Origin of the sequence: Kitasatospora sp. NPDC004799, from assembly GCF_040609095.1 — a bacterium.
GTDB lineage: Bacteria > Actinomycetota > Actinomycetes > Streptomycetales > Streptomycetaceae > Kitasatospora.
Genome location: NZ_JBEXJK010000218.1, coordinates 1 through 14015, shown reverse-complemented (window position 1 = coordinate 14015; position 14015 = coordinate 1). Strand labels below are relative to the sequence as shown.

General features: G+C 72.5%; 9 protein-coding genes. 8 read left to right on the top strand and 1 reads right to left on the bottom strand.

The annotated features are described in order from the left end of the window. The first annotated feature begins 177 nt into the window (after positions 1-177). From ABZW03_RS24945 to pyk, 7 genes are all read left to right on the top strand, one after another. The gene (locus ABZW03_RS24945) at positions 178-2133 is read left to right on the top strand and encodes an alpha-1,4-glucan--maltose-1-phosphate maltosyltransferase (RefSeq protein ID WP_355262325.1); all 1956 of its coding nucleotides are present in this window, start codon (positions 178-180) and stop codon (positions 2131-2133) included. Then, a complete protein-coding gene (gene treS, locus ABZW03_RS24940; RefSeq protein ID WP_355262322.1) occupies positions 2130-3854 on the top strand; it encodes a maltose alpha-D-glucosyltransferase in 1725 nt (574 codons plus the stop codon). Before ABZW03_RS24945 ends, treS begins: the two co-directional genes overlap by 4 nt. 244 nt (positions 3855-4098) lie before the next feature. Beyond that, positions 4099-5583 (top strand): maltokinase, encoded by a 1485-nt coding sequence (locus ABZW03_RS24935; protein WP_355262319.1) that lies wholly within the window; start codon positions 4099-4101, stop codon positions 5581-5583. A gap of 130 nt (positions 5584-5713) precedes the next feature. Beyond that, complete coding sequence (gene glgB / locus ABZW03_RS24930) at positions 5714-8161, top strand: 1,4-alpha-glucan branching enzyme (RefSeq protein WP_355262317.1); 2448 nt, start codon at positions 5714-5716, stop codon at positions 8159-8161. Positions 8162-8317: 156 nt separating this feature from the next. Beyond that, entirely contained in the window at positions 8318-10447 is a 2130-nt protein-coding gene (gene pta / locus ABZW03_RS24925) for a phosphate acetyltransferase (RefSeq protein ID WP_355262314.1), read from the top strand. Beyond that, positions 10444-11667, top strand: a complete 1224-nt coding sequence (locus ABZW03_RS24920; protein ID WP_355262311.1) for an acetate kinase — start codon at positions 10444-10446, stop codon at positions 11665-11667. The genes pta and ABZW03_RS24920 overlap by 4 nt, the downstream gene beginning before the upstream one ends. 94 nt (positions 11668-11761) lie before the next feature. Next, positions 11762-13189 (top strand): pyruvate kinase, encoded by a 1428-nt coding sequence (gene pyk, locus ABZW03_RS24915; RefSeq protein WP_355262308.1) that lies wholly within the window; start codon positions 11762-11764, stop codon positions 13187-13189. Positions 13190-13282: 93 nt separating this feature from the next. Here pyk and ABZW03_RS24910 read toward each other — a convergent pair whose 3' ends face one another. Beyond that, the gene (locus tag ABZW03_RS24910; protein WP_355262305.1) at positions 13283-13816 is read right to left on the bottom strand and encodes a hypothetical protein; all 534 of its coding nucleotides are present in this window, start codon (positions 13814-13816) and stop codon (positions 13283-13285) included. 7 nt (positions 13817-13823) lie between these two features. Here ABZW03_RS24910 and ABZW03_RS24905 point away from each other — a divergent pair. Next, a partial coding sequence (locus ABZW03_RS24905) for a hypothetical protein (RefSeq protein WP_355262302.1) occupies positions 13824-14015 on the top strand: 192 nt, incomplete at its 3' end.

Here is a 14015-nt window from a genome sequence, read left to right as displayed (position 1 = left end):
GCCGGTCCCGCGCGGCGCCGGGCGTCCGCCGCGAAGGCACCCGCCGAGCCGGCCGGCCAGGCCGCCGGACGGGCCTCCGGCCGGGCCGCCGCGAAGCCCGTCGGCAAGCCGTCCGCCAAGCCCGCCACCAAGACCGCCACCAAGCCCTCCGCCCGCAAGACGACAGAGAGCGACACCGTGATCGGCCGCATCCCCGTCCTGGACGTCAGTCCCCTCGTCGACGCCGGCCGCCGCCCGGCCAAGGCCGTCGTCGGCGAGACCTTCCTGGTCACCGCGACCGTCTTCCGCGAGGGCCACGACGCCGTCAACGCCAACGTGGTGCTGCGCGACCCGCGCGGCCGCAGCGGCCCGTGGACGCCGATGCGCGAGCTGGCCGAGGGCACCGACCGCTGGGGCGCGTACGTCACCCCGACCGCGCCCGGCCGCTGGTCGTACCTGGTGGAGGCGTGGAGCGACCCGATCGCCACCTGGCGCCGGACCGCCTCGGTGAAGCTGCCCGCCGGGATCGACACCGCCCTGGTCCTGGAGGAGGGCGCCCGGCTGTTCGAGCAGGCCGCGGCCGGCGTGCCGAAGCGGGAGGGCCGCGCCGACGTGCTGGCCGCCGCCGACGCGCTGCGCGACCCGACCATGCCGCCGCTCTCCCGGCTGGCCGCCGCGCTCGCCCCCGAGGTGCTGGAGCCGTTGACCCGCCACCCGCTGCGCGAGCTGCTCAGCGCCTCCCGCCCGCTGCCGCTCCAGGTGGACCGCGAGCGCGCGCTGTTCGGCTCCTGGTACGAGTTCTTCCCCCGTTCGGAGGGGGCCGTGGTGGACCCGTCCGGCGTCGAGCCGCCGCGTTCGGGCACCCTGCGCACCGCCGCCGAGCGGCTGCCGGCCGTCGCCGCGATGGGCTTCGACGTGGTCTACCTGCCGCCGGTCCACCCGATCGGCCGAGCCTTCCGCAAGGGCCCGGACAACACCCTGACGGCCGGTCCGCACGACGTCGGCTCGCCCTGGGCGATCGGCTCCCCCGAGGGCGGCCACGACGCCGTCCACCCGGACCTCGGCACGATCGAGGACTTCGACCACTTCGTCGCCGAGGCCCGGGCGCTGCACCTGGAGGTGGCGCTGGACTTCGCGCTCCAGTGCTCCCCGGACCACCCCTGGGTGAACAAGCACCCGGAATGGTTCAGCCACCGCGCGGACGGCACCATCGCGTACGCCGAGAATCCGCCGAAGAAGTACCAGGACATCTATCCGATCAACTTCGACCAGGACATGGACGGAATCGTCAAGGAAACCATCCGGATCCTCCGCTTCTGGATGTCGCACGGCATCCGGATCTTCCGGGTCGACAACCCGCACACCAAGCCGGTGGTGTTCTGGGAGAAGGTGCTCGCCGACGTCGCCCGGACCGACCCGGACGTCCTGTTCCTGGCGGAGGCCTTCACCCGCCCGGCGATGATGCACACCCTGGCGAAGATCGGTTTCCACCAGTCGTACACGTACTTCACCTGGCGCACCACCAAACCGGAACTCACCGAGTACCTCACCGAACTCAGCGGTGACGCCGCCGCCCACATGCGGCCCAACTTCTTCGCCAACACCCCGGACATCCTGCACGCGTACCTCCAGCACGGCGGCCGGGCCGCCTTCGCGGTCCGCGCGGTGCTCGCCGCCACACTCTCCCCCAGCTACGGCGTCTACGCCGGCTACGAGCTGTACGAGAACGAGCCGGCCCACCCGGGCTCCGAGGAGTACCTGCACTCGGAGAAGTACGAACTGCGCCCGCGCGACTGGAGCCGCACCGACACCCTGGCCCCGCTGCTGACCGTGCTGAACCGGCTGCGCCGCCGCCACCCCGCCCTCCAGCAGCTGCGCGACCTGCGCTTCCACCCCACCGACAACGACCAGGTGCTCGCCTACTCCAAGACCGCGACCACCCCCGAGGGGCTCACCGACCAGGTCATCACCGTGGTGAACCTCGACCCGCACCACGCCCAGGAGGCCACCGTCACCCTCGAAGGCGACGGCCCGTACGCGGTGCACGACGAGCTCACCGGCGCCGTCTACACCTGGGGCCGGCACAACTACGTCCGGCTCGATCCCTCAGCCGAGCCGGCTCACCTCCTCACGGTTCGGAGGAACCCAGCGTGACAGTGAACGAGCCCGTCCCCGACACCTTCCCCGAGACCTCGAAGAAGAAGCTCGACCCCGAGTGGTTCAAGCGTGCGGTCTTCTACGAGGTGCTGGTGCGGTCCTTCCAGGACAGCAACGGCGACGGGGTCGGGGACCTCAAGGGGCTCACGGCCAAGCTCGACTACCTCCAGTGGCTCGGGATCGACTGCCTCTGGCTCCCCCCGTTCTTCGCCTCCCCGCTGCGCGACGGCGGGTACGACGTCTCCGACTACACCTCGGTGCTGCCGGAGTTCGGCGACCTCGCCGACTTCATGGAGTTCGTCGACGCCGCGCACGCCCGCGGCATGCGCATCGTCATCGACTTCGTGATGAACCACACCAGCGACCAGCACCCGTGGTTCCAGGCCTCCCGGTCGGACCCGGACGGGCCGTACGGCGACTTCTACATGTGGGCCGACGACGACAAGCAGTACCCGGACGCCCGGATCATCTTCGTCGACACCGAGACCTCCAACTGGACCTACGACCCGGTCCGCAAGCAGTACTTCTGGCACCGCTTCTTCTCCCACCAGCCGGACCTCAACTACGACAACCCCCGGGTCCAGGACGAGATGATCGCCGGGCTGCGGTTCTGGCTCGACCTCGGCATCGACGGCTTCCGGCTGGACGCGGTGCCGTACCTGTTCGCCCGCGAGGGCACCAACTGCGAGAACCTGCCGGAGACCCACGAGTTCCTCCAGCGGGTCCGCAAGGAGATCGACGCCAACTACCCGGACACCGTGCTGCTCGCCGAGGCCAACCAGTGGCCGGAGGACGTCGTCGACTACTTCGGCGACTTCGCCTCGGGCGGCGACGAGTGCCACATGGCGTTCCACTTCCCGGTGATGCCGCGGATCTTCATGGCGGTGCGCCGGGAGTCCCGCTACCCGGTGTCGGAGATCCTCGCCAAGACCCCGCGGATCCCCGGCGGCTGCCAGTGGGGCATCTTCCTGCGCAACCACGACGAGCTGACCCTGGAGATGGTCACCGACGAGGAGCGCGACTACATGTACGCGGAGTACGCCAAGGACCCGCGGATGCGCGCCAACGTGGGCATCCGCCGCCGGCTCGCCCCGCTGCTGGAGAACGACCGCAACCAGATCGAGCTGTTCACCGCCCTGCTGCTCTCCCTGCCCGGCTCGCCGGTCCTCTACTACGGGGACGAGATCGGCATGGGCGACAACATCTGGCTCGGCGACCGGGACGGCGTGCGCACCCCGATGCAGTGGACCCCGGACCGCAACGCGGGTTTCTCCTCCGCCGACCCGGGCAGGCTCAGTCTGCCGCCCATCATGGACCCGGTGTACGGCTATCAGGTGACCAACGTCGAGGCGCAGCAGAGCAGTTCGAGTTCGCTGCTGCACTGGACGCGTCGCATGATCGAGATCCGCAAGCTCAATCCGGCGTTCGGCCTCGGAAGCTACGCCGAACTGCCCTCCAGCAACCCCGCCGTGCTGGCCTTCGTGCGCGAGCACGAGGGGGACCTGGTCATGTGCGTGAACAACTTCTCGCGGTTCGCGCAGCCGACCGAGCTGGACCTGCGGCAGTACGGCGGACGGTACCCGGTCGAGCTGATCGGCGGGGTGCGCTTCCCGTCGATCGGCGAGTGGCCGTACCTGCTCACCCTGGCCGGGCACGGCTTCTACTGGTTCCAGCTCCGGCAGCCCCCGCGCCTGAGCGGGACCAGGCGGTCGAAGTAACGATCCGCCGTCCACCGGCGTGAACAGCACCACCAGACCCTCCGGGGGCGCGAGTTGAACCCCCGCGCCCCCGGAGTTCTCTGCACCACCGCGTACGGAGAACAGCCCAACGGCCACCCACACGAAGGCGTGACACCCGAGCCCCGCTCGCGTGCCGCGACCGCCGCGCCGCCGCAATCCGGAAGACTGACGGACCCGGCCACGACCCGTCGGGCAGTCCGCGTGCTTCCGGGGAAAGGGAGCCATGTCCGAAACCTCCCGTTCTCAAGCCCACCTCCAGGACGATCCCGACGGCTCCGGCGCCGCGGGCACCCGGGGCACCGGGACCCGGAGAACCGCCGTGGGCGTCAGCGAACTCGTCCAGGCCGCCCTGCCGCTGATCGCCGGGTGGCTGCCCACCCAGCGCTGGTACGCCGGCAAGGGGCGGCCGATCACCGGCCTCACGCCGGTGGTCGGCACCCCGCTGCAGGTCGGCGACCCCGCCCTGCTGCACCTGCTGCTACGGGTCGAGCACGCCACCACGGCCGGCGCCCCGCACGGCGACATCTACCAGCTGCTGCTCGGCATCCGCTCGGGCGGGCTCGGGGACATCGAGCCCGGCGCCGTGCTCGGCCGGCTCAGCCAGGGGCCGTACGACGGCGCGACCCTCTACGACGCGGTGCACGACCCGGAGCTCACCGGGCGGCTGCTGGAACACCTGGCCACCGGCGACCGCTTCGGCGCGCTGTCCTTCCGCCGCACCCCCGGCTCCGGGCTGCCCGCCAACCTCCCCGGCCGGGCCTCCACCGCCGAGCAGTCCAACAGCTCGGTCATCTACGGCACCTCGTACATCCTCAAGCTGTTCCGCCGCATCCACCCCGGCACCAATCCGGACCTCGAACTCTCGCTCGCGCTCTCCCGGGCCGGCTCCACCCGCATCCCCCGGGTCGCCGCCTGGTTCGAGAGCCGGATGGAGCGCGCCGAGCCCGCCACCCTCGGACTGCTGCAGCGCTACCTCCCGGACGCCGAGGACGGCTGGGAGCTCTCGCTCGACCAGGTCGGCCGGCTCAAGGGCGACCGCTCCCCCGGCAACTTCGCCATCGAGGCGCACCGGCTCGGCCGGGCCACCGCCGAGGTGCACCGGGTGCTGGCCCGCTCGATGCCGGTCGCCCGGCTCGACCGCACCCAGACCGGGCGGCTGGCCGGCGCGATGGCCGACCGGCTGGACAGCGCCGTCGCCGCCGTCCCCGGGCTGCTGCGCTTCCGGGCCGCGCTGCGCACCGCCTTCCAGCAGCTCGCCGACGCCCACCCGGACGGCCTGCCGGTCCAGCGCATCCACGGCGACCTGCACCTCGGGCAGGCGATGCGCACCCCGCACGGCTGGGTGCTGCTGGACTTCGAGGGCGAGCCGGCCAAGTCGGTGAACGAGCGCCGCGAGCCGCAGCCGGCCCTGCGCGACGTCGCCGCGATGCTGCGCTCCTTCGACTACGCGGCCGCCCACCTGCTGGCCGGCGGCCCGGTCGACCCGGAACTGGCCCACCTGGCCGCCGCCTGGGCCCAGCGCAACCGCACCGCCTACTGCGCCGGCTACACCGCCGGCGGCGGCGCCGACCCGGCCGCCTCGCCGGAGCTGATGCGCGCGCTGGAGATCGACAAGGCGGTGTACGAGGTGGTGTACGAGGCCCGGCACCGGCCGAGCTGGCTGCCGATCCCGCTGGCCGCGATCAACCGGCTGGCCCTGTCCGTCTGACCCCGCTTCCCGACTCCTGCTCCCCGATCACCCGTTGACGATCCCCGCTGACGATCCCCCGCTTCCGGTCCCGCACCTCCTGTTCCCGCCCGCAGGAGTCCGCCCACCCCCGTCCCAGGAGGACCCCGCCGTGACGCCGATCGACCCGACCGGCCGCCCCACCCGCCCCGTACCGGCCACCTTCCTGGCCGGACCGCTCCCCGCCGAGGGGCGGGCGGCCGAAGGGCCGGCCGCCGATGGGCGCGCCGGCCACGAGCGCGCGGCGCGCCGGGCGTCCGAGGAGGCGGAGGGGGCCGCCGGCACCGGCCCGGAGCCCCCGGCCGCCCGCCCGCCCGCAGCCGACGACGGGCCGGGGGGCGGGCGACCGGCCCCCACCGGGGCGCTGCGGCTGCCCGAGGCGCCGCTGCCGCCGGCCGAGGTGGACCGGCTGGTCGGCGGGCAGCACCACGACCCGCACGCCCTGCTCGGCGCACACCCGGTGCACGGCGGCACCGCGATCCGGGTGCTGCGCCCGTTCGCCGAGCGGGTGGTCGTCGAGACCGCCCACGGCCCGGCCGAACTCACCCACCAGCAGGGCGGGTTGTTCACCGGCCTGGTGGCCGGCGGCGAACCCCCGGAGTACACCCTGCTGGTGACGTACCCCGGCGGCGAGCCGCTGCGCCAGCACGACGGCTACCGCGCCGCGCCCACCCTCGGCGAGCTCGACCTGCACCTGATCTCCGAGGGCCGGCACGAGCAGCTGTGGCGGGCGCTCGGCTCGCACGTGCGCACCGTCGACGGGGTGGCCGGCACCGCCTTCGCGGTCTGGGCGCCGAACGCCGTCGGGGTGCGGCTGATCGGCGACTTCAACCACTGGGACGGCACCGGGCACCCGATGCGCTCGCTGGGCTCGTCCGGGATCTGGGAGCTGTTCGTCCCCGGCCTGGCCGAGGGCGCCTGCTACAAGTACGAGGTGCACACCCGGCAGGGCTGGACGCTGGACAAGGCCGACCCGCTGGCCCGGGCCGCCCAGTGCCCGCCCGGCACCGCCTCGGTGGTCACCTCCTCCGACTACGCGTGGCAGGACGGCGCGTGGATGGCCGACCGGGCCCGCGCCGCGCACCACCGGGCGCCGATGTCGGTGTACGAGCTGCACCTGCCGTCCTGGCGCCCGGAGCTCACCACCTACCGCGCCATCGCCGAGGAACTGCCGCGCTACCTCCAGGAGTTGAACTTCACCCACGTGGAGTTCATGCCGGTGATGGAGCACCCCTACGGCCCCTCCTGGGGCTACCAGGTGTCCGGCTACTACGCCCCCACCGCCCGGCTCGGCGGCCCGGACGACTTCCGGTACCTGGTGGACACCCTGCACCGGCACGGCATCGGCGTGATCGTCGACTGGGTGCCCGCGCACTTCCCCAAGGACGACTTCGCGCTCGCCCGCTTCGACGGCGAGCCGCTGTACGAGCCGGCCGACCCGCTGCGCGCCGAGCACCCGGACTGGGGGACGCTGGAGTTCGACTACGGCCGCAAGGAGGTGCGCAACTTCCTGGTCGCCAACGCGGTGTACTGGTGCGAGGAGTTCCACGTCGACGGCCTGCGGGTGGACGCCGTCGCCTCGATGCTCTACCTCGACTACTCCCGCGAGGGCGGCGACTGGACGCCCAACCGGTTCGGCGGCCGGGAGAACCTGGACGCGGCCGCCTTCCTCCAGGAGATGAACGCCACCGTCTACCGGCGCTGCCCGGGCGTGGTGACCGTCGCCGAGGAGTCCACCGCCTGGGACGGGGTGACCCGCCCGACCGACGCCGGCGGCCTCGGCTTCGGGCTGAAGTGGAACATGGGCTGGATGCACGACTCGCTGGTCTACATGTCCAAGGAGCCGGTGCACCGGAAGTACCACCACAACGAGATCACCTTCTCGATGGTGTACGCCTACTCGGAGAACTACGTCCTGCCGATCTCGCACGACGAGGTGGTGCACGGCAAGCGGGCGCTGGTCTCCAAGATGCCCGGCGACTGGTGGCAGCAGCGCGCCAACCACCGCGCCTACCTGGGCTTCATGTGGTCCCACCCGGGCAAGCAGCTGCTGTTCATGGGGCAGGAGTTCGCCCAGGGCGCGGAGTGGGACCACGAGCAGGGCCCGCAGTGGTGGGTGCTGGACGAGCAGTGGCCGGCCCACCAGGACCACCTCGGGGTGCGCCGGCTGGTCCGCGACCTCAACCGGCGCTACCTCGACACCCCGGCCCTGTGGGAGCTGGACACCGTCCCGGACGGCTTCCGCTGGCTCGACGGCGGCGCCGCCGAGGACAACCTGCTCTCCTTCGTCCGGTACGCGGCCGACGGCTCGCCGCTGGTCGCGGTCTGCAACTTCTCGCCGGTCGTCCGGCACGGCCACCGGGTCGGCCTGCCCCGGCTGGCGGGCCGCGACCAGCTGTGGGAGGAGGTGCTGAACACCGACGCCGAGGAGTACGGCGGCAGCGGCCTCGGCAACTCCCACCCGGTCAAGGCCGAGCCGGTGGAGCGGGACGGCCAGCCCCGCTCCGCCGAACTGGTCCTCCCGCCGCTCGCCACCCTCTGGCTCCGCCCCGCCCGCTGAGCCCCCGAGTGCCCGCCCCGCCCCGCCGGGCGGGCACTCACCCGGGACCTCCGTCCCTTGCCCGAGCCCCGCCGTTCTGCTCGCGGACGGCTGTTCGGGGTGCGAAGGTATGGTCGATATGACCACTTTCCGAGACGACGGGACGGAGACACCCACGTGGCGCGCAGCGTGTACGTGACCGGCATCGACCGGGGGGACGGCCGGCAGGCGGTCGAACTCGGGGTCATGGAACTGCTCACCCGCCAGGTGGACCGGGTCGGGGTGTTCCGTCCGCTGGTGCACGCCGCCGCGCCCGGCGCGTCCGGGTCCGACCACGTGGTCGAGCTGCTGCGCGCCCGCTACCGGATCGACCTGCCGAGCACCGAGCTGTACGGGCTCACCTACGAGGAGGCCGCCGCGCTGCGAGCCGCCCAGGGGCAGGACGAGCTGGTCTCCGCCCTGGTCGACCGCTTCCACGCGCTGGAGCGGCGCTGCCAGGCGGTGCTGGTGCTCGGCACCGACTTCGCCGACACCGGCATCCCGGACGAACTGGCCTTCAACGCCCGGCTGGCCAACGAGTTCGGCGCCGCCGTCCTGCCGGTGGTCGGCGGGCACGGCGCGGACGCCGAGACGGTGACCGCCGAGGTCCGCAACGCCCACCGGGCGTACACCGACCTCGGCTGCGAGACCCTGGCGATGATCGCCAACCGGGTCGCCCCGGGCGCCAAGCAGCGGATCCAGCGCACCCTCACCGAGAAGCTGCCGATCCCCGCCTACGTCATCCCGGAGGAGCCGGCGCTGGCCGCGCCCACCGTCGCGCAGCTGGTCGAGGCGACCGGCGCCGAGGTGCTGACCGGGGACGCCGCCGGCCTCGCCCGGGACGTGCGCGGCTATGTCTTCGGCGGCGCCATGCTGCCCACCTTCCTGGACGCGCTGACCGAGGGCGCCCTGGTGGTCACCCCCGGGGACCGCGCCGACCTGGTGATCGGCTCGCTGGCCGCGCACGCCGCCGGCGCCCCGCCGATCGCCGGCGTGCTGCTGACGCTCGGCCAGCACCCCGGTCCCAACGTGATGGCGCTGGCCGCCCGGCTCGCCCCCGGCACCCCGGTCGCGGTCGTCCCCGAGGGCAGCTGGCCGACCGCCGCCCACCTGACCCACCTGGAGGGCAAGCTCACCTCGGCCAGCCCCCGGAAGGCCGAAATCGCCCTCGGCCTGTTCGAACTGCACGTCGACACCGCCGAGTTGACCAACCGCATCGAGGTCGGCCGGTCCGAGCGGGTCACCCCGATGATGTTCGAGCACGAGCTGCTGGAGCGCGCCCGGGGCGCCCGCCGGCACGTCGTGCTGCCGGAGGGCACCGAGGAGCGGGTGCTGCGCGCCGCCGAGATCCTGCTGCGCCGCAACATCTGCGACCTCACCCTGCTCGGCGAGGTGGACGCCGTCCGCCGCAAGGCCGCGAGCCTGAGCATCGACCTCCCGGTCGACGTCCAGGCCGCCGACCGCGCCCAGGTGCGGATCGTCGACCCGGCCACCAGCCCGCTGCGCCGCCAGTTCGCCGAGCTGTACGCGAAGCTGCGCGCCCACAAGGGGATGACCGTCGAGCTGGCCCTGGACGTGGTCACCGACGTCTCGTACTTCGGCACCCTGATGGTCCAGGAGGGCATCGCGGACGGCATGGTCTCCGGCGCGGCACACTCCACCGCCGCCACCATCCGGCCCGCCTTCGAGGTGATCAAGACCTCGCCGGGCGCGTCCATCGTGTCGAGCGTCTTCTTCATGTGCCTGGCCGACAAGGTGCTGGTGTACGGCGACTGCGCGGTCAACCCCGACCCGGACGCCCAGCAGCTGGCCGACATCGCCATCCAGTCCGCCGCCACCGCCGCCCAGTTCGGGGTGGAGCCCCGGGTCGCGATGCTGTCGTACTCGACCGGCACCTCCGGCTCCGGCGCGGACGTCGACAAGGTCCGCAAGGCCACCGAGCTGGTCCGCGAGCTGCGGCCGGACATCCTGGTCGAGGGCCCGATCCAGTACGACGCGGCGGTGGACGCCCACGTCGCGGCCGCCAAGCTGCCGGGCTCCCCGGTGGCCGGGCGGGCCACCGTGCTGATCTTCCCGGACCTCAACACCGGCAACAACACCTACAAGGCGGTCCAGCGCTCGGCCGGCGCGGTCGCGGTCGGCCCGGTGCTCCAGGGGCTGCGCAAGCCCGTCAACGACCTCTCCCGCGGGGCGCTGGTGCAGGACATCGTCAACACCGTCGCGATCACCGCCATCCAGTCCCAGGACCACAAGGAGTCGAAGGCATGAGCAAGGGCACCCGCGTTCTGGTGCTGAACGCCGGCTCCTCGTCGGTGAAGTACCGGCTGATCGACATGCTGGACGGGGCCGGGCTGGCCTCCGGGCTGGTCGAGCGGATCGGCGAGGCCGGCGGGCGGCTGGTGCACACCCCGCGCACCGGCGAGCGGCGCGAGACCGTCCAGGTCTTCCCGGACCACGCCGCCGCGCTCAAGGCCGTCGCCGAGGAGCTGTCCGCCGACGGCCTCGGGCTGGACTCCCCCGAGCTCGCCGCGATCGGCCACCGGGTGGTGCACGGCGGCCTGCGGTTCACCGAGCCGACGGTGATCACCGACGAGGTGCTCAAGGAGATCCGCCGGCTGATCCCGGTCGCGCCGCTGCACAACCCGGCCAACATCACCGGCATCGAGGTGGCCCGCGCGCTGCGCCCCGACCTCCCCCAGGTAGCCGTCTTCGACACCGCCTTCCACGCCTCGATGCCCGAGTACTCGGCCCGGTACGCGATCGACCGGGCCGTCGCCGACGAGCACCGGGTGCGCCGCTACGGCTTCCACGGCACCTCGCACCAGTACGTCTCGCGGGCCACCGCCCGGCTGCTCGGCAAGGACCCGGCCGAGGTCAACGTGATCGTGCTGCACCTGGGCAACGGCGCCTCCGCCTCGGCGGTCAGCGGCGGGCGCTGCGTGGACACCTCGATGGGCCTGACCCCGCTGGAGGGCCTGGTCATGGGCACCCGCTCGGGCGACATCGACGCCGGCGTGGTGTTCCACCTGCACCGGGTCGGCGGGCTGTCCGTGGACGAGATCGACGACCTGCTCAACCGCCGCAGCGGCCTGCGCGGGCTGTGCGGCGAGAACGACATGCGCGAGATCATGCGCCGGGCCGACGAGGGGGACCCGGACGCCCGGCTGGCGTTCGACGCGTACGTCCACCGGCTGCGCAAGTACATCGGCGGCTACTACGCGGTGCTGGGCCGGGTGGACGCGATCGCGTTCACCGCGGGCGTCGGGGAGAACGCGGCGCCGGTGCGCGCGGCGGCCACCGCGGGGCTGGAGGAGCTGGGCATCGCCGTCGACCCGGAGCTGAACTCGGTGCGGTCCGGCGAGGCCCGGATCATCTCCCCCGAGTACTCCCGGGTGGCGGTGGCCGTGGTGCCCACCGACGAGGAGCTGGAGATCGCCCGACAGGCCTTCGCGCTGGTGCACCGGGAGCACCCGGAGTCCGAGGACTGACACGGAACCGTCTCACCCCTCGGAACTTTTCGTCGGCGATTCCTCCCGGTCCGTGCCGAATGCGCCCATAACACGAACGGATAGACTGATCGATATGCGCCGAGCGAAAATTGTCTGCACCCTGGGTCCGGCGACGGACTCCTACGAACAGCTGAAGGCCATCGTCGAGGCGGGCATGAACGTCGCCCGACTGAACATGAGCCACGGCAACCACGCGGACCACGAGGAGCGGTACCGCAAGGTCCGCCAGGTCTCGGAGGACACCGGCAAGGCCATCGGCGTCCTGGCCGACCTCCAGGGTCCGAAGATCCGTCTGGCGACCTTCGCCAACGGTCCGGTGACCGTCGACAACGGCGACGAGTTCACCATCACCACCGAGGACGTCCCCGGTGACCAGCACATCTGCGGCACCACCTACAAGGGCCTGCCCGGCGACGTGAAGCCCGGCGACCCGATCCTGATCAACGACGGCGTCATCGCCCTGGAGGTCGTCAGCGTCGACGGCCCGCGGGTGAAGACCGTGGTGGTCGAGGGCGGCGTGCTCTCGAACAACAAGGGCATCAACCTGCCCGGCGCGGCCGTGAACGTGCCCGCCCTGTCCGAGAAGGACAAGGACGACCTGCGCTTCGCGCTGCGCCTGGGCGTCGACATGATCGCCCTGTCCTTCGTCCGCAACGCGGACGACATCAAGGACGTCCACGAGGTCATGGACGAGGTCGGCATCCGGGTGCCGGTCATCGCCAAGATCGAGAAGCCGCAGGCCGTCGAGGCCATGGAGGAGATCGTCCTCGCCTTCGACGCCATCATGGTCGCCCGCGGCGACCTGGCCGTCGAGTACCCGCTGGAGCGGGTGCCGCTGGTCCAGAAGCAGCTGATCACCCTGGCCCGCCGCAACGCCAAGCCGGTCATCGTCGCCACCCAGATGATGGAGTCGATGATCCACGCCTCGCGCCCGACCCGCGCCGAGGTCTCGGACGTCGCCAACGCCATCCTGGACGGCGCCGACGCGGTCATGCTGTCCGCCGAGTCGAGCGTCGGCAAGTACCCGGTCGAGACCGTCCGCACCATGAGCCGGATCTGCGAGAAGGCCGAGGAGGAGCTGGTCTCCCAGGGCCTGCAGCCGCTCAACCCGGGCCGCAAGCCACGCACCCAGGGCGGCTCGGTCGCCCGCGCCGCGTGCGAGCTGGGCGACTTCCTGGACGGCAAGGCGCTGGTCGCCTTCACCAAGTCCGGTGACACCGCCCGCCGGCTGTCCCGCTACCGCTCGCCGATCCCGGTGATCGCCTTCACCCCGGACACCGCCACCCGCAACCAGCTCTCGCTGAGCTGGGGCGTCGAGGCGTACGTGACCGAGCAGGTGGCCACCACCGACGCGATGGTCGCGCAGGTCGACCGGGAGCTGCTGCGGATGGGCCGGCTCGCCGAGGGCGACACCGTCATCGTCACCGCCGGTGTGCCGGTCGGCATCCCCGGCACCACCAACATGGTGCAGGTGCACCACCTGGGCACCCGGGGCGAGTGAGCCCGCGGTAGCCGAACGCCGTCGGGGCGGTCCTCCTTCCGGAGGGCCGCCCCGACGGCGTTCCGGCCCGCGCCGCGTGTCGCCCGACCGGGGCTACTTGTCGCTGTACGGGGCGTCGTCGTTGAACAGGCGCATCCCCGGGATGTGCAGGGTGCCGCCGAACTGGCCGGCCTGCTTGGCGGTGACGCCGGTCAGCTCCAGGTCCAGCGGAATCGGGATGGCGCCGATCAGGTCGTACAGCCAGCGCGGCAGGGTGTCCGGGGTGAGGGTGATCTCGCCCAGGTCGATCGGGATCGGCAGGCCGAGCACCTTGGAGAGGTGGCCGGACAGCCGCTCCACGTACATGGTGACCGGGCCCTTGCGCATGGTCGAGGTGGTGCCGGGGCCGCCCTGGACGTGGAAGGTGACGCCGTTGCCCTCCAGGGTCGACATGTCGAGGTCGTCGATGTCGACGCTGTCGACCACGAACTTCAGGACGCGCTTGCTGCTGGTCGGGGTCTTCACGTCGTAGACGCCGTGGAAGGCCGCGCCGTGCAGGGCGAGCCGACTGGTCTTCAGGGTCCAGTTCTGCTCCGGGACGACGTGCCCGGGGGCCGCCGCCCCGGCGGTCAGGCTCCGGGCGTCCACATCGCAGTTGGGGTTCTCGGTGGGCGTGCCGGACGGCGTGGCGGACGGCGTGCCGGAGGCGCCCGCGGTGGGCGTCGCCGAGGCGTCCGCGGACGGCGCCGGCTTGGTGCTGGCCCGGCCGCTCGGCGTGGCGGTGGGCGAGGGCTCGCCGGCGGTGGGCGCGGCCGCGGGCGGCACCGTCAAGGTCGGCCTGATCACC